29 protein-coding genes and 1 pseudogene are annotated in these 22767 nt (G+C 67.7%); 15 read left to right on the top strand and 15 right to left on the bottom strand.

The window, feature by feature from the left end:
- Positions 1-6 precede the first annotated feature (6 nt).
- Positions 7-981: a CobW family GTP-binding protein gene (locus tag ACSFA7_RS12785; RefSeq protein ID WP_435499713.1), complete on the top strand. Its 975-nt coding sequence runs from the start codon at positions 7-9 to the stop codon at positions 979-981.
- Between the two features lie 56 nt (positions 982-1037).
- Entirely contained in the window at positions 1038-1511 is a 474-nt protein-coding gene (locus tag ACSFA7_RS12780) for a GNAT family N-acetyltransferase (protein WP_435499712.1), read from the top strand.
- 15 nt (positions 1512-1526) lie between these two features.
- Here the strand turns inward: ACSFA7_RS12780 and ACSFA7_RS12775 are convergent, their stop codons facing one another.
- From ACSFA7_RS12775 to paoA, 4 genes are all read right to left on the bottom strand, one after another.
- Positions 1527-1925, bottom strand: a complete 399-nt coding sequence (locus tag ACSFA7_RS12775) for a nuclear transport factor 2 family protein (RefSeq protein ID WP_435499711.1) — start codon at positions 1923-1925, stop codon at positions 1527-1529.
- Positions 1926-1995: 70 nt separating this feature from the next.
- Positions 1996-4194, bottom strand: coding sequence for an aldehyde oxidoreductase molybdenum-binding subunit PaoC (gene paoC / locus ACSFA7_RS12770; RefSeq protein ID WP_435499710.1), 2199 nt, complete (start codon positions 4192-4194; stop codon positions 1996-1998).
- 3 nt (positions 4195-4197) lie between these two features.
- Positions 4198-5157: an FAD binding domain-containing protein gene (locus tag ACSFA7_RS12765; protein WP_435499709.1), complete on the bottom strand. Its 960-nt coding sequence runs from the start codon at positions 5155-5157 to the stop codon at positions 4198-4200.
- Positions 5154-5801 carry an aldehyde dehydrogenase iron-sulfur subunit PaoA gene (paoA, locus tag ACSFA7_RS12760; protein ID WP_435499708.1) on the bottom strand — a complete coding sequence of 216 codons (648 nt, stop codon included), beginning with the start codon at positions 5799-5801 and terminating at the stop codon, positions 5154-5156. Before paoA ends, ACSFA7_RS12765 begins: the two co-directional genes overlap by 4 nt.
- 198 nt (positions 5802-5999) lie before the next feature.
- On the opposite strand from paoA, the gene ACSFA7_RS12755 reads away from it, so the two are divergent.
- On the top strand, positions 6000-6971 hold the full coding sequence (locus ACSFA7_RS12755) for a LysR family transcriptional regulator (RefSeq protein WP_435499707.1): 972 nt from the start codon (positions 6000-6002) through the stop codon (positions 6969-6971).
- Between the two features lie 40 nt (positions 6972-7011).
- On the opposite strand, the gene ACSFA7_RS12750 is transcribed toward ACSFA7_RS12755, so the two are convergent.
- The gene (locus ACSFA7_RS12750) at positions 7012-7350 is read right to left on the bottom strand and encodes a hypothetical protein (RefSeq protein ID WP_435499706.1); all 339 of its coding nucleotides are present in this window, start codon (positions 7348-7350) and stop codon (positions 7012-7014) included.
- Positions 7351-7457: 107 nt separating this feature from the next.
- Between ACSFA7_RS12750 and ACSFA7_RS12745 the strand changes: the two genes are divergently transcribed.
- The 4 genes from ACSFA7_RS12745 to ACSFA7_RS12730 are packed head-to-tail and all read left to right on the top strand — an operon-like array spanning position 7458 to position 10984.
- Positions 7458-8678, top strand: coding sequence for a helix-turn-helix domain-containing protein (locus ACSFA7_RS12745; protein WP_435499705.1), 1221 nt, complete (start codon positions 7458-7460; stop codon positions 8676-8678).
- Positions 8679-8728: 50 nt separating this feature from the next.
- Complete coding sequence (locus ACSFA7_RS12740; protein ID WP_435499704.1) at positions 8729-9403, top strand: Vgb family protein; 675 nt, start codon at positions 8729-8731, stop codon at positions 9401-9403.
- 30 nt (positions 9404-9433) lie between these two features.
- On the top strand, positions 9434-10228 hold the full coding sequence (locus tag ACSFA7_RS12735) for a DUF899 domain-containing protein (protein ID WP_435499703.1): 795 nt from the start codon (positions 9434-9436) through the stop codon (positions 10226-10228).
- A gap of 15 nt (positions 10229-10243) precedes the next feature.
- Positions 10244-10984, top strand: a complete 741-nt coding sequence (locus ACSFA7_RS12730; protein WP_435499702.1) for a hypothetical protein — start codon at positions 10244-10246, stop codon at positions 10982-10984.
- Between the two features lie 29 nt (positions 10985-11013).
- Here ACSFA7_RS12730 and ACSFA7_RS12725 read toward each other — a convergent pair whose 3' ends face one another.
- Both ACSFA7_RS12725 and ACSFA7_RS12720 read right to left on the bottom strand, forming a co-directional pair.
- A complete protein-coding gene (locus ACSFA7_RS12725; RefSeq protein ID WP_435499701.1) occupies positions 11014-11853 on the bottom strand; it encodes an alpha/beta hydrolase in 840 nt (279 codons plus the stop codon).
- A gap of 58 nt (positions 11854-11911) precedes the next feature.
- Positions 11912-12388, bottom strand: coding sequence for a helix-turn-helix domain-containing protein (locus ACSFA7_RS12720; RefSeq protein WP_435499700.1), 477 nt, complete (start codon positions 12386-12388; stop codon positions 11912-11914).
- Between the two features lie 79 nt (positions 12389-12467).
- On the opposite strand from ACSFA7_RS12720, the gene ACSFA7_RS12715 reads away from it, so the two are divergent.
- The gene (locus tag ACSFA7_RS12715) at positions 12468-13328 is read left to right on the top strand and encodes a class I SAM-dependent methyltransferase (protein WP_435499699.1); all 861 of its coding nucleotides are present in this window, start codon (positions 12468-12470) and stop codon (positions 13326-13328) included.
- Positions 13321-13830, top strand: a complete 510-nt coding sequence (locus ACSFA7_RS12710; protein ID WP_435500215.1) for a DUF2938 domain-containing protein — start codon at positions 13321-13323, stop codon at positions 13828-13830. The genes ACSFA7_RS12715 and ACSFA7_RS12710 overlap by 8 nt, the downstream gene beginning before the upstream one ends.
- A 6-nt stretch (positions 13831-13836) precedes the next feature.
- Here the strand turns inward: ACSFA7_RS12710 and ACSFA7_RS12705 are convergent, their stop codons facing one another.
- From ACSFA7_RS12705 to ACSFA7_RS12685, 5 genes and pseudogenes are all read right to left on the bottom strand, one after another.
- Positions 13837-15390, bottom strand: coding sequence for a serine hydrolase domain-containing protein (locus ACSFA7_RS12705; protein WP_435499698.1), 1554 nt, complete (start codon positions 15388-15390; stop codon positions 13837-13839).
- 108 nt (positions 15391-15498) lie between these two features.
- Positions 15499-15846, bottom strand: a complete 348-nt coding sequence (locus ACSFA7_RS12700; protein ID WP_435499697.1) for a hypothetical protein — start codon at positions 15844-15846, stop codon at positions 15499-15501.
- 124 nt (positions 15847-15970) lie between these two features.
- Positions 15971-16717 (bottom strand): phospholipase D-like domain-containing protein, encoded by a 747-nt coding sequence (locus ACSFA7_RS12695; RefSeq protein WP_435499696.1) that lies wholly within the window; start codon positions 16715-16717, stop codon positions 15971-15973.
- A 247-nt stretch (positions 16718-16964) separates the two neighbouring features.
- Positions 16965-17537: pseudogene (locus ACSFA7_RS12690) on the bottom strand (phospholipase D-like domain-containing protein); the annotation flags it as partial.
- A 142-nt stretch (positions 17538-17679) separates the two neighbouring features.
- Positions 17680-17970, bottom strand: a complete 291-nt coding sequence (locus ACSFA7_RS12685) for a GIY-YIG nuclease family protein (protein ID WP_435499695.1) — start codon at positions 17968-17970, stop codon at positions 17680-17682.
- 28 nt (positions 17971-17998) lie between these two features.
- Here ACSFA7_RS12685 and ACSFA7_RS12680 point away from each other — a divergent pair, with 28 nt between their 5' ends.
- The 3 genes from ACSFA7_RS12680 (at position 17999) to ACSFA7_RS12670 (ending at position 19374) form a co-directional block, all read left to right on the top strand.
- On the top strand, positions 17999-18268 hold the full coding sequence (locus ACSFA7_RS12680) for a helix-turn-helix domain-containing protein (protein ID WP_435499694.1): 270 nt from the start codon (positions 17999-18001) through the stop codon (positions 18266-18268).
- Between the two features lie 17 nt (positions 18269-18285).
- Positions 18286-18792 carry a hypothetical protein gene (locus tag ACSFA7_RS12675; protein WP_435499693.1) on the top strand — a complete coding sequence of 169 codons (507 nt, stop codon included), beginning with the start codon at positions 18286-18288 and terminating at the stop codon, positions 18790-18792.
- A 198-nt stretch (positions 18793-18990) separates the two neighbouring features.
- On the top strand, positions 18991-19374 hold the full coding sequence (locus tag ACSFA7_RS12670) for a DUF4259 domain-containing protein (protein WP_435499692.1): 384 nt from the start codon (positions 18991-18993) through the stop codon (positions 19372-19374).
- A gap of 55 nt (positions 19375-19429) precedes the next feature.
- On the opposite strand, the gene ACSFA7_RS12665 is transcribed toward ACSFA7_RS12670, so the two are convergent.
- A complete protein-coding gene (locus tag ACSFA7_RS12665; RefSeq protein ID WP_435499691.1) occupies positions 19430-19615 on the bottom strand; it encodes a hypothetical protein in 186 nt (61 codons plus the stop codon).
- Between the two features lie 171 nt (positions 19616-19786).
- On the opposite strand from ACSFA7_RS12665, the gene ACSFA7_RS12660 reads away from it, so the two are divergent.
- Entirely contained in the window at positions 19787-20230 is a 444-nt protein-coding gene (locus tag ACSFA7_RS12660) for a GFA family protein (protein WP_435499690.1), read from the top strand.
- Positions 20231-20243: 13 nt separating this feature from the next.
- On the opposite strand, the gene ACSFA7_RS12655 is transcribed toward ACSFA7_RS12660, so the two are convergent.
- On the bottom strand, positions 20244-20738 hold the full coding sequence (locus ACSFA7_RS12655) for a low molecular weight phosphatase family protein (RefSeq protein ID WP_435499689.1): 495 nt from the start codon (positions 20736-20738) through the stop codon (positions 20244-20246).
- A gap of 118 nt (positions 20739-20856) precedes the next feature.
- On the opposite strand from ACSFA7_RS12655, the gene ACSFA7_RS12650 reads away from it, so the two are divergent.
- Together ACSFA7_RS12650 and ACSFA7_RS12645 are read left to right on the top strand one after the other, a co-directional pair.
- Positions 20857-21246 (top strand): hypothetical protein, encoded by a 390-nt coding sequence (locus ACSFA7_RS12650; RefSeq protein ID WP_435499688.1) that lies wholly within the window; start codon positions 20857-20859, stop codon positions 21244-21246.
- Between the two features lie 155 nt (positions 21247-21401).
- Positions 21402-22328: a protein NO VEIN domain-containing protein gene (locus ACSFA7_RS12645; RefSeq protein ID WP_435499687.1), complete on the top strand. Its 927-nt coding sequence runs from the start codon at positions 21402-21404 to the stop codon at positions 22326-22328.
- Positions 22329-22333: 5 nt separating this feature from the next.
- On the opposite strand, the gene ACSFA7_RS12640 is transcribed toward ACSFA7_RS12645, so the two are convergent.
- Positions 22334-22759 (bottom strand): hypothetical protein, encoded by a 426-nt coding sequence (locus ACSFA7_RS12640; protein ID WP_435499686.1) that lies wholly within the window; start codon positions 22757-22759, stop codon positions 22334-22336.
- Positions 22760-22767 lie beyond the last annotated feature (8 nt).

The following is a 22767-nucleotide window of genomic DNA, read 5'->3' as shown; positions in this document are numbered from 1 at the left end:
CCCGCGATGCCGACGAGAAAGCGCCTGCCGTTCACCGTCATCGGCGGCTTCCTGGGCGCCGGCAAGACCACGCTGCTCAACCGCTGGCTGCGCGAGGCGAAGGGGCTGCGCATGGCGGTGCTGGTGAACGACTTCGGCGCGCTCAACATCGATGCGGACCTCATCGCCGCCACGCACGGCGACACGCTCGCGCTGACCAACGGCTGCGTGTGCTGCCAGATCGGCGACGATCTGGGCCGCGCGCTGGTCGAGGTGATCGAGGCGAAGACGCCGTTCGACGCGGTGGTGATCGAGGCGAGTGGCGTGTCGGACCCCTGGCGCATCGCGCAGATCGGCATGGCCGCGCCGGAACTGAGCCTGGAGGGCGTGATCGTGCTGGTCGACGCCAGCGCCGCGGCGCGGCAGTCGCGCGACCCGCTGCTGGCGGACACGCTGGCGCGGCAGCTGAAGTCGGCCGACCTGGTGGTGGTCAACAAGATCGACCTGGCGAGCGAAACGGCCCTGGCCGAAGCGCGGGCCTGGGTGGACGCCACCGCGCCCGGGACGCCATGCATCCAGACCGCGCAGTCGACGGTGCCGCTGTCGCTGCTGAGCGGCCTGGCGCTGCCTGCGACTGCGCACGCGGCGGTTCATGCCTGCGGTTCCGACTGCCACCTCCATGACCACCATGACCACCACGGCCACGCGCCCGACCACGGCGCCTTGTTCGCGACCTGGAGCGCGCAGCCCGAGGCGGTCATCCCCGCCGCCGCGTTGCGCGCCTGGCTGCGCGAGATGCCCCCCGGTGTGCTGCGGCTCAAGGGCGTGCTGCGAACCGGCCATGGCGCGGGTGGCGACGAATGGTCGGAGGTGCAATTCGCGGGCCGCCACGGTTCGCTGCGCAAGGCCGCGCCGCCGGACGGCGCGTGCGCGGCCGTGGTGGCGATCGGGTTGCGCGAACGGCTTCCGGAAGCGGCGCTGGGCGATTTCTTCTCGCGCTGAGCCCGGGGTCGTGTTGCAATCGCACGTTTTTTCAACAACGTGCAGGCAGCCGACGCATGACGACGACCTCTTCTCCCCCTCTCCTGATCCGCCCCCCGGTGCCCGACGACTACGCGGGCTGGAAGCCGCTCTGGGACGGCTACAACGCCTTCTATGGACGCGAAGGTCCGACCGCATTGCCCGACGAGATCACGCAGGTCACGTGGCAGCGCTTCTTCGATGCGTACGAGCCGGTGCATGCGCTGGTCGCGGAGCGCGACGGCCAACTCGTGGGGCTCACGCACTACCTCTTTCACCGCAGCATGACGCGCATCGAGCCGACCTGCTACCTGTCGGACCTGTTCACGCTGCCGTCGGAGCGCGGCCAGGGCGTGGGCAGGCAATTGATCGAAGGCGTGTATGCGCATGTGAAGCGCGTGGGCGGCCACCGCGTCTACTGGCAGACGCATGTGACCAACACGGCGGGGCGCACGCTCTACGACAAGGTGGCCACGCACGACGGGTTCATCGTGTACGGCACGCTGGTCTGAGCGATACGGCGACGGCTACGACAAGGACGATGCCGCCTGCAGCATCGCGCCCATCTTCTCGTGGATCAGGTTCACCGCCTTCAGGGGCCGCAGCATCACCTTGAACTCGGTGATCAGGCCCGCGTCGTTCCACTTGATCATGTCGACGCCGTTGACCGAGATGCCATCGATCTCGACCTCGAATTCGAGCACCGCATCGCGCTCGCCCTTGAGCTCGCGCACGTAGCGTAAGCTTTCGTTGAAGAAGACATGGAAGGCCGCGCCCAGGTACTTGGCGGTGATGGCCTTGCCCAGCTGCGGCTTGTGCACCACGGGCGAGAGGAAGACGGCGTTGTCGTCCAGCAGGGCATCGAGGCCCTTCGCGTCATGCGATTTCACGAGCCGGTGCCAGGTGGCGAGGGTATCGATCGACATCAAGGGTCTCCTCATGCAGTGGTGCTCGGGAGTCTAGTCGCAGGCCCCGCCTCCACCCTCTGCGGCAGGTTCAGATCGCCTGCGACGGCATGCGCCCCAGCAGCTTGTCGAGCGTGACCGGGTAGTCGCGCACCCGCACGCCGGTCGCGTTGTAGATGGCGTTCGCGACCGCCGCGCCGACGCCGCAGATGCCCAGCTCACCCACGCCCTTGGCCTTCATCGGCGAAGACATCGGGTCGGTCTCGTCCAGGAAGATGACCTCCTGGTGCGGAATGTCGGCATGCACCGGCACCTCGTAGCCGGCCAGGTCGTGGTTGACGAAGAAGCCGATGCGCTTGTCGACCGCGAGCTCTTCCATCAGCGCCGCGCCCACGCCCATCGTCATGCCGCCGATGACCTGGCTGCGCGCCGACTTGGGATTGAGAATGCGCCCCGCCGCGCAGACCGCGAGCATGCGCCGCACGCGCACTTCGGCGGTGTAGGCGTCCACGGCCACCTCGACGAAATGCGCACCGAAGGTGGACTGCTGGTATTGCTTGGTGAGGTCGCCGAATTCCATCGTGTCCTCGACCACGAGGCCGCCCTCGCCTGCCACCGAGGCAAGCGACACGTTGCGCCCACCGGCGCGAACCATGCCGTCCGCAAAGCTCGCTGTGGACGCATCGAGCCCCGCGCGTTGCGCGACGGCCTCGCGCAGCTTCACGCAGGCCGCGTACACGCCCGCGGTCGCGCTGTTCGCGCCCCACTGCCCGCCCGAGCCCGCGGACACCGGGAACGACGAGTCACCGAGCCGCACCACCACCTTCTCGATCGGCACGCCCAGCATCTCGGCCGCCGTCTGCGCAATGATGGTGTAGCTGCCCGTGCCGATGTCCGTCATGTCGGTTTCCACCGTGACAACGCCGCGCCCGTCGAGCCGCACGCGAGCGCCCGATTTCATGACCTGGTTGTTGCGAAAGGCGGCGGCCAGGCCGGTGCCGATCCACCAGCGGCCCTCGCGCCGCTGCGCGGGTTTCGCGTTGCGCTGCGCCCATTCGAAGCGCTGCGCGCCAGTGCGCAGGCATTCGATGAGGCGGCGCTGCGAAAAGCGGCGGCTCGGGTTCGCGGGGTCCACCTGCGTGTCGTTGAGCACGCGGAACTCCACCGGGTCCATGCCGAGCTTTTCTGCCAGTTCGTCGATGGCGATCTCCAGCGCCATCAGGCCCGGCGCTTCGCCCGGCGCGCGCATCGCGTTGCCTTCGGGCAGGTCGAGCGATGTGAGCCGGGTGCCCGTCAGGCGGTTCTCGCCGGCATAGAGCAACTGCGTCTGCTGCACCGCGTTCTCGGGCTTGCCGCCGACGAGGTTGCCCGACCAGCTCTCGTGTCCGATGGCCGTGATCTTCCCCTGCCGCGTGGCGCCGATGCGGATGCGCTGGATGGTCGCCGGCCGGTGCGTGGTGTTGTTGGCCACCAGCGGCCGCTGCAGCGCCACCTTCACCGGTCGCCGCACGATGCGGGCGCCGACCACCGCCAGCAGCGTGTCGGCGCGCAGGAACAGCTTGGCGCCGAAGCCGCCGCCGATGAACGGCGAGACCAGGCGCACGTTGTCCTTCGGAATGCCCAGCGTGGTCGCAAGGTCGGTGCGGGTCCAGTCGATCATCTGGTTGGAGGTCCACACCACGACCTTGTCGCCGCGCCATGCGGCAGTGGTGGCCATGGGCTCCATCATCGCGTGCGAGTGATCGGGGGTGGTGTAGGTCTCGTCGAGCTTCACCTCGGCCTTGCCGAAGGCGCCCGCGAAATCACCGACGGTCTTGTTGTTGTCGGTGGTGCGCTTGTCGGCCGATGCCTTCGCGCCGGCGAGGTCGAAGTCGCCTTCCGTGCGGGCGTACTCCACGCGCAGCAGCTGCGCGGCGGCGCGCGCCTGCTCGAAGGTCTCGGCCACCACGAGCGCGACGGCCTGGTGGTAGTGCTCGACCATGGGGCCGGCCAGGAGCCGCGCGGTGTTGAAGTTGCCCTTGCCGAGCTTGCCCGCGTTCTCGGCGGTGACGATGGCGATCACGCCGGGCGCGGCCTTGGCGCGGGCCTGGTCGATGGCGACGATGCGGCCCTTGGCGATGGCCGCGCCGACGATGTAGCCGTAGGCCGCATCGGGCGCGACGTCGTGGCGCTCGTAGGCGTAGGGCGCGGTGCCCGTGGTCTTGAGCGCGCCGTCGATGCGGTCCAGCGGCTGGCCGACGACCTTGAGCTGGTCGATCGGGTTGGTGGTGGCGGGTGTGTCGAATTTCATCGCTCAGTTCCTCACGTCTTTGGCATCGGTGAGCACCGCATCGAGGGTGCGTTCGACCAGCGTCACCTTGAAGGCGTTCTGCTCGGTGGGTTGGGCGCCGGCCAGCAGCACGGCCGCGGTGGCGGCCGCGCCGCGCGGCAACTCGCGCTCGGCCGCCTCGACGCGCCACGGCCTGTGCGCCACGCCGCCGAGGGCCACGCGGCCGGAGCCGTCGCGCTGCACGATGGCGGCGACCGACACCAGCGCGAACGCATACGACGCGCGGTCGCGCACCTTGTGATAGACGTGCTTGCCGCCCACGGGCGCGGGCAGCGTGACCGCGGTGATCAGCTCGCCGGGCGTGAGCGCGGTCTCGACGTTGGGCGTCGCGCCGGGCAGCGTGTGGAAGTCGGCGATCGGGATCGTGCGGCGCGTGCCATCGGCGCGCACCGTCTCCACGCCCGCATCGAGCACGCGCATCGCCACGGCCATGTCGCTCGGGTGCGTGGCGATGCAGGCCTCGCTCGCACCGATCACCGCGTGCTGCCGGCTGAAGCCGCCGATGGCCGAGCAGCCGCTGCCGGGCTGGCGCTTGTTGCACGGCTGGTTGGTGTCGTAGAAGTACGGGCAGCGCGTGCGCTGCAGCAGGTTGCCCGCGGTGGTCGCCTTGTTGCGCAGTTGCGCCGAGGCGCCCGCGAGCAGGGCGCGCGCGAGCACGCCATAGTCGCGCCGCACGCGCTCGTTCGCGGCCAGGTCGGTGTTGCGCACGAGCGCTCCGATGCGCAGGCCGCCGTTCGGCGTGCTCTCCACCTTGTCGAAGCCCAGGCCGTTCACGTCGATCAGGTGAGCGGGTGTCTCGATCTCCAGCTTCATGAGGTCGAGCAGGTTGGTGCCGCCTGCGATGAAGCGCGCGCCCGGTGTGCGTGTGGCGGCCGCAACGGCCTGCGCGGGCGAAGCGGCCCGCTCGTAGGTAAAGGCTCTCATGCTTTCACCCCCGCCACTTCAGAGATCGCCTCGACGATGTTGCTGTAGGCCCCGCATCGGCAGATGTTGCCGCTCATGCGCTCGCGAAATTCGACGGTCGAGAGCTGCGGCCTGGCCGTGAGGTCGGCGCTCACATGGCTCGGAACGCCCTGCGCGATTTCGCCCAGCATGCCCACGGCAGAGCAGATCTGCCCCGGCGTGCAGTAGCCGCACTGGTAGCCGTCGTGCTTGACGAACGCGGTCTGCATCGGGTGCATGCGGCCGGGTGCGCCGAGGCCTTCGATGGTGGTCACCTTCGCACCCTCGTGCATCACGGCGAGCGTGAGGCAGGAGTTGATGCGCCGGCCATCGAGCATCACTGTGCAGGCGCCGCACTGGCCGTGGTCGCAGCCCTTCTTCGTGCCGGAGAGATGCAGGTGCTCGCGCAATGCATCGAGCAAGGTGGTGCGGGTGTCGAGCGACAGGCGCTGCGTCTTGCCGTTGACGACGAGCGTCACGCGGGCGAGCGCCGTGCCGCCGGGTGCCGGGGCCGGCGCGGCCACCGCGGGCGCGCCGGTGAATGCGGGCACCGAGGCAGCCGCGGCGCCGGTCTTGAGCAGGCCGCGTCGGGAGATGGTGAATTTGTCGGGCGTCGTCGTGGTCATGTCGCTTTCGCTCCTTTTTTCATCGGGGGATGCGCGCGCCGCAAGGGGGCAAGTCCGCGCGCAGGGAAGAACGGCCGTCGCCCATGGCGCCGGCCCGTGAACTCACTTTAGGTTTCTGTTCGTCATGCGAATAGCCCCTCCGGCCTTGAAGGACTGGCAAGTTGCTCTTGATAATGAGTCGACCGAAAGGAGCACACCATGCCCATCAACGAACTGCGTTCCATCGCCACCTTCGCCAAGACCGCCGAGCTCGGCAGCCTGCGCCAGGCGGCTGCGGCGCAGGGCATCACGCCGCAGGCGGCGAGCCAGGCGCTGGCCCAGCTGGAGCAGCACCTGGGCGTGCGGCTCTTTCACCGCACGACGCGCAGCCTGTCGCTCACCGACGAGGGCCGGCAGTTCCTGGAGGCCGCGCAGCCGGCGCTCGTGGGCCTGCAGCGCGCGCTGCACATGGCGCGGCAGGCCAAGGACGAGATCGCAGGGCCGCTGCGCATCGTGGGGCCGCGCTCGACCTTCGCGCCCGTGCTGTGGCCCTTGCTCGACGAGTTCTGCCGGGAGCATCCCGAGGTGCAGCCCGACGTGCAGCTGGACGACCGCATCGGCAACTGGGTGGAAGACCGCGTCGACGTGGGGTTTCGCGTGGGGCAGTCGACGGCCGAGGGCGTGATCGCGCGGCGGCTCTTTCCGTCGCAGCTCATCATCTGTGCGGCGCCGGCGTACCTGGCGCAGCATGGCGCGCCGGACAGCCTGAACGCGCTCGCCGCGCACCGCTGCAGTGCCTTTCGCCACCCGGGCACCGGCCGGGTCCTGCCCTGGTACGTGAAGGTGGAAGACGCGCGGGTGGAGCACCACGTGGTGCCCGCGCTGTGCATCAACGACGAGGCACTGGAGACCGAGGCCGTGCTGGCCGGCCATGTGCTCGGGCTGATGACCGGCGTGATCGCCGCAACGCACATCCGCGAAGGCCGCCTGGTGCCGCTGCTGACGCGGCACGTGGACGACCACTCCAGCACCTTCGTGTACTACGGAAGCCGCGCCGCGCAACCTGCGCGGGCCAAGGCCTTCATCGACCTCGCGGTGCGGCGGCTGGTCGACAACACGGCCTACGTGCTCACGGCAAAGGAGTTGCAGGCCGCGGAGGCCAGGGGGCGGAAAGCGTTCGCGAGACAGTGAGGTCATCGCAACGCCTTTCACGCGGGCTGCATCCGTACCTTCAGTACTTGATGGTGACGCCCGCCTTCACGCCGTTGTTGGCCTTGCCGTCGGAGGTCACGCCGCCGTTGAACGACATGCTCCCTCCCGTGCTCCCGCCGAGCGAGTAGGTGGGCCGCGGCATGGAGGTGTCGGTGCCGATGTAGGTGCCGCTGCCGTCGGGCCGCTGAACGCCGACGGTCGCGCCCTTGGTGTAGGCCGATGTTTCGGTCGAGTTGACGTTGGGCGCCACGTAGACAGTGCCCTTCTCGCTGTTGTCGATGGGCACCTTCACCTCTTCCGCAGTGGCGAACGAACACCACGCGACCACGCTCGCGCCCACAAGGATCAGTTTGTTCATGGGGCGATCCTGGGGACCGTGCCGCGGGATGCTTGTAGGACAGGAGGAAGCATGCCGGCCGGACATGTCAATCGATGGTGGCCGCCGGCCGGTGTAGCCTCGGCGCGATGGACTCCCTGATCGCCGCCTCCGCACGCGCCCTCGCCGCCGGGGACGCGCTCGGCGCGCTCAAGCGCATCGCGCTGCGCGACGATCCGCCCGCGCTGGCCCTGCGCGGCATCGCGATGGCACAGCTCGGCGAGCACCCGCGCGCCCGCGAACTGCTGCGCCGCGCCGCGCGTGCCTTCGGCGCGCACGAAGAGCTCGCGCGCGCGCGCTGCGTCGTCGCCGAGGCCGAAGTGGCGATGGCCATGCGCGATCTCGGCGGCACGCCACGCGCGCTCGCGGCAGCCGCGGCCACGCTCGAAGCGCATGACGATTTCGCCAACGCGCGGCAGGCGCGGCTCATCGCGGCGCGCCGGCTGCTGCTGCTCGGGCGCCTGGACGAGGCCGCCGCCGCGCTGGCGCTGCTCGATGGCCAGGCGTTGTCGCCGCCGCTGGCGGCAGTGGCCGAACTCACTGCGGCCGAGTTGGCGTTGCGCTCGCTGCGCATCGGCCCTGCGCGTGCCTCGCTCGCCCGTGCCCACGAAGCGGCCGGGCGCGCCCGCGTGCCGGCGCTCGCGGCCGAGGTGGCGGAAGCGTTGGCCGGGTTCGACCGCCCCGCCGCGCGACGGCTCTTTCCCGGCGGCGAGCAGGCGCTGCGGCTGGACGAGGTCGCCGCACTCCTGGCCTCGGATGCGCTGGTGGTCGATGCCTGCCGTCGCGGTGTCGGCGCCGGCGGCGCATGGCGGCCGCTCGCGCGCCGGCCCGTGCTCTTTGCGCTGGCGCGTGCGCTCGCGGAAGCCTGGCCCGGCGACGTCGAGCGTGAAGCACTGATTGCCTACGCCTTCAACACCCGCTACCCCGATGAAACGCTGCGCGCGCGCCTGCGCGTCGAGATCGGCCGCCTGCGCGCGCTCGTCGCGGCACAGGCGGCCATCGAGGCCACCACGCGTGGCTTCGTCCTCAAGCCGCGCGACGGGCGCGAGGTGGTGCTGCTGGCACCACCCATCGATGGCGAGCAGGCCTCGCTGGTGGCGCTGCTGTCCGACGGCGCAGCGTGGTCCACCTCCGCCCTCGCGCTCGCGCTGGGCGCCAGCCAGCGCACGGTGCAGCGCGCACTCGCCGAACTGGAGGCCGAAGGTCGCGTGCGCGCCATCGGGCGGGCGCGGGCGCAGCGCTGGCTCGCGCCGCCGCTCGCGGGATTCACGACGATCTTGTTACTCCCCTCCGCGCTGCCGATTGCATAAAGTTGTCTCCAAGGCGCCGATTCGCGGTGCCTCCCCACAAGGAGTCAACGATGAGCAACAAGAAAGACAGCAGCACCCAGCCCACCCCGCGCGTGGCCGAGGTCGTGCGCGAGTACGGTCCCTTCGAAGGCGTCGACAAGGTGGGCGGCGTGACGCACGACGGCCAGCGCGTCTGGGCCGCCACCGGCGCCCGGCTGATCGCCTTCGACCCCGAGAGCGGCGAACAGACCCGCACGCTGGACCGCGCCGCCGATGCCGGCACCGCCTTCGACGGCAAGCACCTCTACCAGATCGCCGAGGAGCGCATCGACAAGATCGACCCGGCCACCGGCGACGTGCTGAAGTCGATTCCCGCGCCCGGCCACGGCGCCGACTCGGGCCTCACCTGGGCCGAGGGCAGCCTCTGGGTGGGCCAGTACCGCGACCGGAAGATCCACCAGATCGACCCCGCCACCGGCGCGGTGCTGCGCACCATCGAATCGAACCGCTTCGTGACCGGCGTGACCTGGGTCGACGGCGAGCTGTGGCATGCCACCTGGGAAGGCGACGAGAGCGAGCTGCGCCACATCGACCCGGAGAGCGGCGCCGTGCTCGAGAGGCTGGAAATGCCGCGCGGCGTGAACATCAGCGGGCTCGAGTCCGACGGGGCCGACCTCTTCTATTGCGGTGGCGGCGGCACCGGAAAAGTCCGCGCCGTGCGCCGTCCGAAATCCGCCAGGGCCTGAACGGGCCATCGACTCAAGGAGAACAGCACCATGAACACCGCCACTGCAGAAACGAACAGCCTGAAGAACCACCCCGTCGTCTCGAAAGACCGATGGCTGGCCCAGCGCAAGGCGCTGCTGGCACGCGAGAAGGAGCTCACGCACCTGCGCGACGAGATCGCCCGCGAGCGCCGCGCCTTGCCGTGGACGCACGTCGCGAAGAACTACACCTTCGACACCACCGAGGGCCCGCGCCAACTCGCCGACCTCTTCGAAGGCCGTCGCCAATTGGTGGTGCAGCACTTCATGCTCGGCCCGGAATGGGAGCAAGGCTGCCCGAGTTGCTCGTACATGGCCGATCACATCGCCGGCATGGAGGTGCACCTGGCGAATCGCGACGTGACGATGCTGGTCGTCTCCCGCGCGCCGCTGGCCGAGATCGAGCGCTTTCGCGAACGCATGGGCTGGCAGTTCAAGTGGGTGTCGGCATACGACAGCGACTTCAACTACGACTTCGGCGTGAGCTTCAAGCCGCGGGAATGGGCCGAGGGCCAGGGCGAGGTCTACTACAACTACAGCGTGCGCCCCTTCCCCGCGCAGGAGGCGCCCGGCGTCAGCGTGTTCTACAAGGACGACGCGGGCGAGGTCTTCCACACCTACTCGACCTACGAGCGTGGGGTCGAAGTGATGATGGGCACATACAACCTGCTCGACCTCACGCCCAAGGGGCGCGACGAGCACAACCCGGTGTATGCGATGGATTGGGTGCGGCACCACGACCGGTATGAGCCGGCGCCGGCTGCGGCGAAGGCGGCATCGGGTTCGTGCTGCCACGGCGGCGACTGACCTCGTGGAGATGTCGTGGCCGGCGCAGACCTTTGGCCATGGCTCGCGGTCGCGGGGGTCGGAGCCCTTCACGGGCTGAACCCCGCCACCGGCTGGATGCTGGCTGCCGCGTGGGGCACGCGCTCGGGAGATCGGGCACAGGCGTTGCGGGCGCTGATGCCGATCGCGGTCGGGCATGTGGCATCGATCGGGCTGGTGGCCGGCGCGGTGGCGTTCGGTCTCGCGATCGACCGCGGAGTGATGCAGGTGCTTGCGGGTGGACTGTTCGTCGCAGCCGCGGTGCTTCATCTCTGGGGCGGAGCGCCCAAGGCTGCGCATGCACCGGCAGGGCATGCCGGGCTGGCGCTCTGGTCTTTCATGATGTCCACTGCGCACGGTGCGGGGTTGATGCTGGTGCCGGCATTGATCCCCTTGTGCATGGGAGACGGGGCGGGCCGGGAAGTCAGCGCGTCAGGGCCATGGATGCTGGCGCTCGCGGCGGTTGGTATTCACACGGCTGCGATGCTGGCCGTCACGGGCCTGATCGCCAGCGGGGTTTGCCGTGGCTTCGATGCGGGAGCGTGCTGGCTTCGGAGCGTTTACTTGCGCACACGCCCGCGCTTGAATCGCAAGAACATGCCGATCGCGAGTGCCGTCAGCATTCCGCCCAGGATGAACTGCCCGACGATCGCGGCCAGCGCAGCGCCGGAGATCAACCCCAGCCCGATGGCGCCGTCCACCAAGTGGAGGAATGCCTCCAGCTTGCCTGTGCGTTGAAACTTGAACACTGGCTTCTCGAATCCGACCTAAGCCGCCTTCGGCTCCGGCAATACCGCAGTCAACGCAAAGTCGATCAGCCGCAGCCACGTCTCCTCGAGCCCCATGATGTTGTAGTGGTCCGACCCGGGAACGGTCTCCACGGACACCGGCGTCGGCCATGCCGCGATGAGTTTTTCGGAACGCTCCGGCAGCACGACATCGTCGCGTTCGGCCAGCAGCACCTGGGTCTTCGCGGCCACTTCCGCGCAGTGCGTGAGGGAGTCGAACCGGTTGCGCAGCAGCAGCGACAGCGGCACGAGCGGGAAGCGCTTCTTCGCGACCTCCAGCATCGAGTCGTAGGGCGTCACCAGTTGCAGGCTTGCGAACTCCTGCCGCGCCACGAGCTGGATGGCAACGCCCGTGCCCAGGCTGCGGCCGACGACATGCAGGCGCGCGTTGGGGAAGGCACGGCGCAGGTGCTTGGCGAACTGCGCGCCGTCTTCGACGGAGGCGATTTCCGAAGGGTGGCCTTGCGAGTCGGCCACGCCGCGGTAATTGATCGCGGCGAAGCCGAAGCCTTCCGGCAGCCAGTGCAGCGTCTGCGCGGTGGCGCGAACGTCTTCGCTGCGGCCCGCGAAATAGATGAACAGGTCCTGCACCGCGTCTTCGCCCTGCGGGTGGTAGACGTAGCCGCGGACCATGCCGCCCGGCACCGTGTGCGAGTAGGTGGAAAAGTCGTCCGACAGCTGGACGACCGGGTGCTTGCGGGCATTGAACAGGATGTGCCCCTGCCGCGTGGCAAGGAGGGTCCAGTAGGCGGCGAGGCTGCCGATGGCGGCGGCCGAAGCGGAGAGCGCGATGCGGGCGACTTTGGCTTTGGATAGCAAGATTTTTTTCCTGAACGGCGAGGGGCAGGTGGCGCGAGGCCCGTGTTTGTGTGACGCCCTAGTTTCGCCTCGTTTCTGGGTACGGTTGTGTCAGGGTTTGGTTCCCCGGCGGGTGAGGCGTTTTCTTCTTTCGCCCACCGATGGCACCCGAACCGGCGGCCTTCACAATGCGGCGGAATGTGGGGCACTCCATGTGGCTCGGTGCGGGGCACACGGCCGCGTGGCGCAGGCCGTCGCGCATGGCACTCAGCTTGCGGATGGTCCGGTCGAGTTCATCGGCCTTGGCCGCGAGCATCTGCCGGTCGATGCGTGGCGAGCCTTCCGGCGCGAACATGAGGGCGATTTCATCGAGCGAAAAACCGGCGGCACGGCCTACGGTGATGAGTGCCAGCCGCTCCAGCACGCCGGGGTCGAACAGGCGGCGCAGCCCGCGCCGGCCGGTCGAGACGATCAGCCCTTTCTCGTCGTAGAACCGCAGCGTCGAGGCCGGAATGCCCGATTGCTGCGCCACCTCGGCAATGTCCAGATGCTGCACCGCTTGACCTCAAGTCGACTTGAAGTTGCACAGTCTAGCTTTCGCCTCTTTTCCAGAGGCATGCAAAGGACCAGACACCATGAATGCCACGCAGACGAATCCCAACGAACAGGCCGCGCTCTGGAACGGACGCGCAGGCCGTGCCTGGATCGATGGACAGGCGACGCTCGACCGGATGTTCGCCTCGTTCGAAGAGCTGCTCGCCGACACGGTGCGCGCCACGTCCGCACGGCGGGTGCTCGACGTCGGCTGCGGCACGGGCAGCACGACACTGGCCGCGGCACGGGCGGTCGGCGCACAGGGCGACTGCCTCGGGGTCGACATCTCGGAGCCGATGATTGCGGTCGCCCGCACACGCGCCGGGCAGGAAGGCTCGACGGCCCGCTTCATCGCCGCCGACGTGCAGACCCACGCCTTCGCGCCCGCGAGTTTCGACCTCGTCATCTCGCGTTTCGGCGTGATGTTCTTCGGCGACCCCGTGGCCGCGTTCGCGAACCTGCGCCGTGCATCGAGCGCCGGTGCACGGCTGCAGGTCATCGCATGGCGAAGCGCCGCCGAGAACCCCTACATGACCACCGCCGAGCGCGCAGCGGCGCCGCTGCTGCCGAACATGCCGGTGCGCCAGTCGGGCGCGCCGGGGCAGTTCGCCTTTGCGGACCGGGATCGGGTCGCATCCATCCTGCAGGAGAGCGGCTGGGGCGAGATCGATATTCAGCCGATCGATGTGAGCTGCGCCTATCCCGAAAGGGATCTGGTCGGCTATTTCACGCGGCTCGGCGCCGTCGGCCAGGTCCTGGAGGACATGGACGAAGCGACGCGCCGGCAGGTCGTCAACACCGTGCGTGCCGCCTTCGATCCGTTCGTGCATGGCGACGAAGTGCGCTTCACGGCTGCCTGCTGGGTGATCGGTGCGAAGGCGCCCGCTCATGCCCATGTCTGAAGCGGCCGTCTGCGCAGCGCACGCGCTCGTGATCGGCGCCGGCGCAACGGTGGCAATGGACCTCTGGGCCATCGCAAGGAAGCGGCTGCTCGGCGTTCCCTCACTGGATTACGCGCTGGTCGGCCGATGGCTGCTGCACATGCCGGGCGGGCGATTTCGCCACGATCCCATCGGCGCGTCGCCCCGCATGCCGGGCGAACGCTCCGTCGGCTGGATCGCGCACTACCTGATCGGTGTCGCATTCGCTGCCGTGCTGCTCGCCATCTGGGGCCTCGACTGGGCGCGCCACCCCACGTCGGGCCCCGCGCTCATCGTCGGCATCGGCAGCGTGGCCGCGCCCTTCTTCGTGATGCAACCCGCGATGGGCGCCGGCATCGCAGCGAGCCGCACGCCGCGCCCGGCCGTTGCGCGCCTTCACAGCCTGGTCACGCACACCGTCTTCGGCCTCGGTCTCTACGGCGCCGCATGGGCCGCGCGGTGGCTCGAAGCACTGCGGTGGTGACCGAAGCTACTCCGCCGCCCTGCCCTGCATCTGCGTCTTGAAGCCGCGGTTGTTCTCGAAGTCCACGTTCACCCGCTGTCCGTCGAAGCGCAGGGTGTACATCGTCACCTCGTCTTCGCCCAGCACGCGCGAGTCGATGCGAAAGCTCTGCGCATCGAGCCAGGTGCCCTTGACTGCAACCGGCGCGTTGGGGGCCTTGTCGTTGATGCGGAAAAGGCCATCGAGCCCGATCGGTCCTGCGAGCGGCTGCGCGGTGGCGCCGGGGTCCTTGCCGTCGAACACGATCTCGTAGCTCGGCGTTGCGGCCTTCAGGTCGAGCACCAGGCTCTTGATGCCCAGCATATTGCGATCGAACTGCCAGACCTTGCCGGACACCGTGGCCGCGAGCTCAGGTGCGGGCGTGACAGCGCTCGGCTTCTCGATGGCCGAATCGCGGATGCGGTCCGTCAGCTGCGCTTCTGCGGCGCTGTCCGCGGGAAGCGGCTGTGCCGAGCGTGCGGCGGCGACGATCATGTCGATGAACGGCACCATCGGGAAGTTGCGCCGGCTCGTGGTCACGGCGACCACGTCGACCTCGGGCAGCACGACGATCAGTTGCCGGTTGTAGCCCGCCGCGATATAGGCGCGCTTCTCCGGGATGGTCCACCAGCCATTGGCGTAGCTATGGGCCGGCTTCGCACCGAAGCCCATGTCGACGGAAGCGCTGAACACTTTTTCCACCCATTCGGCGGGCAGCAGTTGCCGGCCCGCCCACTGGCCCTTGCGCAGGTAGAGATAGCCGATCTTCGCCATGTCGCGCGGCTGCAGGTAAAGGCCGAAGCCACCGGCCTCGATGCCCTGCGGGTCCTTGATCCAGCGCACGTCGGCGATACCCAGCGGCTCGAACAGGCGCTTGCGCGCATAGGCCAGCGTGCTGCCACCGGTCTTCTTCGCGACGATGGCCGACAGCAGGTGCGAGTTGCCGCTGTTGTAGTTGAAGCCGCTGCCGGGCGCCTGCGCCATCGGGCGGTCGAGCACGAAGCCTTGCCAGTCGCGGCTGCGGCGCATCTGGATCATGCTTTCGGGCACGCTGGCGTCGAGCTTCTCTTTCCAGTCGAGGCCCGAGGTCTGGTCGAGCAGGTTCCCGAGGGTGATCGATTTCTTGCCGGCATCGGCGTTGGCCACCGTGCGATCGGAAAAGAACTCGAGCACGGGCTGGTCGCGCGAGGCCAGCAGACCGTCCTGAATCGCCATGCCGGTGAGCGTGCCGACGACAGCCTTGGTGACCGAGTTGACCGCGTGCTTGAGGCCCGCGCGATACGGCGCGTAGTAGGCCTCGGCGACCAGCTTGCCGTGGCGCGTGATGAGGATGCTGTCCAGGCCGTTCGCCTCGCCGCGTTCGACCAGCTTGGCGAGCGCGGCCGAGTCCATGCCCTGCGCTTCCGGCGTGCTCGTGGCCCAGCCCGCGGTGGGCCATGCGGCAGGCTCATCGGCCAACGCGGCCTTGAGCGGCAAGGCTGCGAACAGCAATGCGATTGCGAGGTGGGCCAGTGAAGAATTGGTCTTTCCATGCACGCGCATCGCCGGTCTCCGCGGTTGTTTGGCGCCGATCATATCGACGCGCCACATGCCCGGCCTCAGGTCATCGCCATGCGCGCAGCCAGCCCGGCCGGTCGCGGCCGTGCCCGGTCAATGCCGGGCTTCGTTGCAACGCCTCAGTTCGGTGCAAGCGGCGTCGAACTGTACGTAGTACGCATCGATGAACGCTTCCTCGTCCGCCGCCATGTCGAGCAGCACCGAGAGCACGCCGATTTTCTGCGTGCGGGCAAAGGCCGCGAGGTCTTCGATCGCGGTCTCGTGCACGTCTTCCAACGCATCGAGAGAACCCGCATTCCTCACGGCGTAGTCGAGGGCCCACATGCAATAGATCGCATGCTCGGACGGCGAGAGCGAGGCCTCGCCTTGCTCCGTCCTCTTCTCGATGATTTCGTCGCCTGCTTCGAGCAACCAGGTTTCCATATCGTCAGCGGTACTCATGACGTCATTTGTCCTTCCTGTCGAAAGCCCGTTCCGATGCCCAGGCTCTTGCGTTTCATCGGCACAGTCTACTCACCAGTTTCACGTGCAAGACGTATTCTTTGGCAATAGACCCGCGCGAAGCCTAGAGTTCCTGCTCGGGAATGAACGGCGCCAGCAGGCGCAATCGCAAGCGTTGCCACGCAGTGGTTTCGGGCGGCACGTCATACACCGTCTGCTTGCCGTCGTCGTCTTCCTCCACCCATTGAACGCTCTGGCCCTCGGCTGCCAGGCGCAGCGTGTAGGCGCTGCCCGCGTCCGCAAAGCTTTCCAGCTGCCGCGCCATTTCTTCGCTCTGGATGATGATGCCCAGTTCGGTGTTGAGCCTCGCGGAGCGCGGGTCGAGGTTCATCGAGCCGAGGAACACCTCCTTGTGGTCAAGGATCGCGTTCTTCATGTGCAGCGCGCCGGTGCGGTGCCCGAAGACGCCGAGCTTGCGCCGCTTCACGCTCAGCGAGGGGCTGATCTCGTAGATGGCGACGCCCGCGGCCAGCAGCTCCTTGATGTGCGGCCAGTAGCCCACATAGACCCAGGGCTCGTCGGTCGATGCGAGCGAGTTGGTCACCAGCTCCACGCCAAGGCCGGCCTTGCGCGCCCGCACGAGATTCGCCACAGCCTCGTCGCTCGGCACGAAGTACGGCGAAACCATCTTGATGTTCTTTTCGGCCGTCATGAGCCACCGGATGACGCCTTCGGTGACGGTGCCCTTGATCGAGCCTTCGCGCTCGTTGAGCCCCTGTGTCTTCGTGAGCGGATCGAACAGCACGCGTGCGTTGGCCCACAGCAGCGGACTCAGCTGGCCATTCGCCAGCTCGAACGGAAGATTGAGCATGGGCACGAGTTCGAGCGGCACCAGGGGCGGATCGTCCGCGCTCGGATGGAGCGGCCTGCCGTCCAACGGCATCTGGGCTGCTTCGGGCGGCCTGGCGGCCGCCGTCTGGCGCTCGAAGTTGTCCTGCAGCTGCGCGGCTCGATGCGCTGTGCGCGATGCGTTCCAGTGGATAGACGACCTCGCTGTTCCAGTAGTGGTCGAACTCGGCCGACAGGTCGCGCACCACCGGCCCGGCCACGAATGTGTCCATGTCGATGAAGTTGCTGCCTTCGGCGTTCATCACGTATTCGTCGGCCATGTTGCGGCCACCGGCCACGGCCGCGACGTTGTCGGCAACGAAGAGCTTGTTGTGCATGCGCCGGTTGACGCGGCGGAACTCGAAGCCCGAACTGATAAAACGGGTGACGAGGCTGCTTCGGCCGCCCGGAAACGGATTGAAGAGGCGGACCTCGACGTTGGGGTAGCTGGCCAGACCGAGCAGCAGGTCGTCTTCGCCGGAGGTGTAGAGGTCGTCGACCAGCAGGCGCACACGAACGCCGCGCGCGGCGGCGTCCCGCATGGCACGCATCAGCGCGCGGCCGGTGTTGTCACCCTGCAGCAGGTAGTACTGCACGTCGAGGCTGCGGGTGGCGAGCTTCGTCAGTTCGATGCGGGTCGCGAACGAATTGGGGCCGTAGGGCTGAAGGCGGAAACCCGAGCGACCGTCGGCGGGGAGCACCTTTTGCGTGAGGGTGGCCAGGGGCGTCTGCGCGTAGTCGCGTATGGCTTCGGTCGGTGGAGTGGCAATCCGCGGGGGCAGGCTGGAGCACGCTGCGAGCATCACCGCGAAGACCAGGGCCACGCTCGAACGGAGCACGGACCGGGCGGAGATGCGCGACGAGGCGGTTTCGCGGGCAGATGCGAGGAAGTCCAGAAGCCTCTTGGTCGTCATACTTTTTTCTTTCCCGTGCCGGATTCGCGAACTAGGCGGCCGCCTCGAAGAAGGCGAGCTTTCGGTTTCGAGGCAGTGCCTTGACCTTGATCTCGGCCCGCAATGCGGCGCCCTTGTTCGGGTAGACGCGGGCGGCAAGCACGCGCAACGGGGGACGCGCGCGCGTGAACTTGGCGCCCAGCCCGAAGACGTGCTGGAAGAAGCGCTGCTCCACATCGAGCGCGATCCCCGTGTAGTACACGCCGCCTTCGCACTCCAGGAGATAGAGCCAATACGGTGCGGGCGTGGGTGCGGGCTGAGGGTCTGTCAGGGTTCGGGGCACGGCTGGATTGTGCAGCGACAATCCCGGGATGGCTCAAGGCAAACGCATCTCGGCAGACATCGACAGCGACGCCCTCCAGGCGATCAGGCACATGGGCGCGCAGGCCAAGCTGGCGCGCACGCGTGCCGGTGAAGGGCAGTCGGCCGCCGCCGCACGGTTGGGCGTGCACGTGCAGACGATCGCGCGCATCGAATCGGGCGAGCCGGGCGTCGCCATCGGGCACGTGCTGGGCATGCTTGCGCTCTATGGCATCGGGACGAAGCTGCTGCTTGCGGATGGCGACCTGCCTGCATCGTGAGCCGGCTGGCCTGAACAATGGGCATTCAAATCGATCCGCAGCCCGCAAAGCACGCTGGCCATCTGTTTCTGGTGAAGTTCATGCTTCATGCATGCATCGTGCTCTTCGTGGTTCTGCTGCCGCCCATCGTCTACGACGCAGTGAGCTCTTCAACCCTTGGAGGGGTCAAGTGGCTGCAATTTTCGGGTGGGATTACCTACCCGCTGTACGCCGCCTACTGGATCGCGAAGCTCGGGAATCCTCGCGCCAGATTCATGCTGCTTCACCTGACCCTTGTCCTGACGCTCATCTTTTTCGTGGTCTTCACAAGCAACCGATCCACACCCATGTTCGTGGGGCTCCTGCCGGCCATCGGCGCGGCCACCCCGCTTCTCGGTGCAGCTGCTTCATGGCTGCGTGGCAACGGCAAGCTGGCTGTGACCTGCTTGGTCAGCAGCCTGATCGCACTTCTGATTGCAGTGCCCTGCTCCCTTCTTCTCATCTACACCGTGGCGATATCTCCCGCATGGGGCATGCGCTACTAGTTTTCGGCTTGCTCAGCCCTCGACTTCGACGGTGAGTTCGAGGTGATCGCCCCTGCGCAACTCGTGCACCATCTGACAAACCAGGAAATCGAAAGAGCCGTCAGGCCTCTCTTTCCCCCGCGCCGCAGAGCGCTCCCGTCACTGCCTGATGCTAGGCTCCGCACTCCTGCATACACACACCAGCATGGGAGTTCGAAGATGGGCACGTGGTCTACCGAAAGCTTTGGCAATGACGATGCACTGGATTGGTTCGGCGAACTGCAGGAGGCCCCGAGCGCCCTGCCCTTCATCCAGGAGACGCTGACCTCGGGCTCGACGGAAAGCGTCATCGCAGCGGGCGCGGTGCTCGCAGTGCTCAGCGGAAAAGACAGCCCCGACGTTCATCCGGATGTGATCGCCTGGTGCGCTGGAAAGGCGGCACCGCCGGCCTCGCTGAAGCAAGCCGCCATCGATGCGATCCAGGCCGTCATCGACGACCCCGAAGCGGATGGGCACGACACCTGGGCGGAGTTGGGCGAAGACGATGAAGACTATCTCGCCTGGCTCTCGAATCTGAAGAGCATTCAGGCCCGGCTTCGATAAAAGGCGGAGCGCCATGCCTCTGCGCCCGGGGAAGCGGCAGAGTCACTGACACGGGCTAGCGCTTGAACAGCTTGTAGGCCCCGAACGCCAGCAACACGACGGCGAAGACCAGCATGCCTGCGGATTTTCCGGCCGAGTAGCCGGCTTCGGCGCCCGCAGCGGCCTGCGGGAGATTCATCCAGCGGGTCACTGCCCATCCACCCCACACGATGGCGATCACGCCCTGCACCTTGTTCCCCATGAATACGCTCCTTTGTTCCGGAGCGCGATGATATCCATCGAAAACCTCGTCGAGACCGCGCGATTCGCGACGATCTTGTTACTCCCGTGCCGTGCGCCGGCTCGAATAGATTGGTCATGAGGCCACGCGGCATGCGTGGATTTTTCTGGAACCAACGCAACGGAGCGCCCCATGACCGACATCGTCGAAAGAACAGCAGAGATCGACCAGCCCTACACCGGCGGTTGCGCATGCGGCGCGATCCGCTTCGAAATCTCGGGCGAGCCCGTCTTCCAGAACAACTGCCAATGCCGCGACTGCCAGCGCAAGAGCGGCACCGGCCACGGTTCATACCTCACCTTCCCCCGCGGCGGCGTGAAGCACAGCGGCAGAGCGACACTGTGGGACATGGTCGGCGACAGCGGCAACGTGAAGACCCGCGCGTTCTGTCCGCACTGCGGATCGCCCGTGTACCTGACCTTCGCCGCGATGCCCGACGTGTTCACCGTGCATGCCGCGAGCCTGGACGACCCTGAGCGCTATCGGCCTCAGGCAGTCACGTACGGCGTGCGCGGGCATGCATGGGATTTTCTGGACCCGGCATTGCCGAAGTTCGACCGGATGCCGCCGATGTGAAGTCGCCGCGGACCTATCGCATGTGCGCCAGGTCCCGCAGGTCCGAACGGATGGCCGCTCGGTCCGTGCCGTGAAGCGGCAGGCTCGCGAACAGCTCCAGACGCCGGCGCAGCACAAACATCATCTGGATGGCTGCGCGCACCGCGTCGTCGGGGTTGCCGATCGCAGCAATGTCTGGGAAGGCCCACAGCGCCGCATCGGGCTGGCCCGGCCAGCGTGGTTGGGAGAGCGACGTCGACTCGTCCAGGGTGATGACGAACTCCGCGCGGGGTGCGCCCGATAAGGTCAGGTCGTTCCAGCTGCGCGGCGGCGCATCCAGCGGCGGAATGCCTGCGTTCTCGAGCGCTGCAACGGCAGCGGGATGGATGTCCGCAGCGATCTTTCCGGGCTGGCCGCACGAGAGCACCGTGAACCGGCTGCCGCCCAGGTGCGCAAGGCTGGCATGCGCCAATCTGCTGCGAAGGGAATTGCGTCGCGAGACGAAGGTAACCACGATGCCTCTTGCCATGGGGTTGCAGTCTAGAACGAAGATATGTCGCTCGCACGCAATGCGACGTTTCACAGGACTTGGCACCGCGGATTGGCTGTGGAAAATGAACGCGCCTCAACTCACAGGGCTTGCCGCGATGCAAAGCGCACAACGTAGTACGAAAATTTTCATTGCCTCGGCGGTCCTGGCCGCCATGGCAACAGCCTGCGTGTCTCCGCAGGAAATTGCCGCCGCCGACAAGCGCACCTGCGCCGGCTACGGCTTCGCCGAAGGCACCGATGCCTTTGCGAACTGCATGATGCAGGCGGACCAGAACCGGCAAAAGGCTGCTGCGAACCGCGAGCGGCAATGGCAAGCCGAGGAACAGCAGCGGCGACTGGCCGACCAGCAGCGGCAGCAACATCAAAACGAAACTGTTCGCCCGACGCACGAGCAGTGCGTGACGGCCGGGAACAGCGTCACCACGGGCAGCGCCACAAGCAACACCACGAGCAGCTTTTCGAACACGGTCTGCTCGGGTCGGTAAGGCCTCCGGACCGTGCGGCCCGGCTCCGCGCGAATCAGCGGCACCGGGCCGATCCCGGCGCAGTGAAAGGATGGCCCATCGCAGCCGTCCGGGCAAGGCCCCGCACCCGATGCGGCATACTCCCACCCCCCAAACACGCCACGAACCCACCCCGCATGGACAAGGAAGTCGACCCCCACGTACTCACCGTCATCGATGAGATGCGACTCTCAGGACCCCGGCTTACGCCGGTCGAGATCGTCGCCAAGATGGGGGTGTTCGACGCGCGGGACAAGCCGTTCGACCAGGCCTGGCTGGCGACCGGCGACAACGTGATCGCCACCATCTGGGCGGAGTACGTGAGCATCGGCGCCGGTGGGCGCTGGTTCTGCCTCGAATCGCTTGATACGCAGCTTCGCGCCGGCGGCGGCGCACGCACCGCCTTCCAGGTCCAACGCGCCAAGGACCGCCTCGCACTGCTCAAGCGCACCTTCGACGCAGGCCAGGGTTTCCGCGCCGTGCTGCAGACCAACCGGGTCGCCATCGCCGAACTGGAAAGCAACAAGGCCGCGAAGGTGTCCACGCGCGTACGCGACGACGCCGAATGGCACGTTGCCAGCTGGGAGCCCGAGCAGCAACTCGCGGTGCTGGTCCGCGGCCCGCGCGGCTGGGTTCCCGAAGAGGCGGAGGTGAAGGCGGCGATGGCGAAAGGCAGCGTGCCGGTCGTGGCCGAGGCCGAGCCGGACGTCGCGGCGCCTCCCGCACCGGCTTCGAGCGAAGAGGTCCAGGCCGCAGCCATGGACTACGTGATGCGCCACTTCAAGGGCTACGGCTACAACGCCGAAGACCTGACAGGCAAGAACATCGGCTACAGCATCGAGGTGTCGAACGCGAAGGGCGCAACGCTGCTGCGCGTCGTGGTGAAGGGCACGTCCACCGGGTCGCCCAAGTTCCAGCTCACGAGCGAAGAGCAGGCCTGCTCGGTGCGCGAGCCGCTCTGGCGGCTGTTGGTGGTCGCCGATGCGGGCACCCCGATTGCGCAGCACAAGATCTACAAGCCCTCGGAGATGAGCCAGGCACCTGGGTTCGAGGCACTGGGGTAGCGCTCTCAGAGCGTCTCCCAGACCTGCACCAGCCCCAGCAGGTGCACGAGGCCGAACACGAGGCAGATGGCCGAGCTCCACACCCAGAAGGCGCTCAGGCGCCGCCGGTCGAACACGTAGAGCGCCACGGCGACAAGCCCGCGCAGCAGGTAGACCGCGGTGATCGCGGGCAGCACGAAAGCCAGCAGCGGCAGCGGCTGCAACACACCGGCACCCGAGAGCGCATAGGCAGCCCAGGTCGCCAGCACGCCCGCGATCAGCAGCGTGAGGACGGGCGGATACCAATGTCCGGCCGCAGCGCCCGCAGCCATGCGCTCACCCGCGCCGAAGAACCGGTACCACGCAGGCCCACCGAAGATGACGCAGATGTGCAGCAGCGCGGCGATGGCGCTGAGCGCGGCGCCGATGATCAAGGGGAAGTTGGGCGTCACATGGGCTT

The organism is Variovorax trehalosi (genome assembly GCF_051216415.1).
Lineage (GTDB): Bacteria > Pseudomonadota > Gammaproteobacteria > Burkholderiales > Burkholderiaceae_C > Variovorax.
The sequence above is the reverse complement of the archived record's forward strand: the minus strand, read 5'-3'. Positions and strand labels throughout refer to the sequence as shown.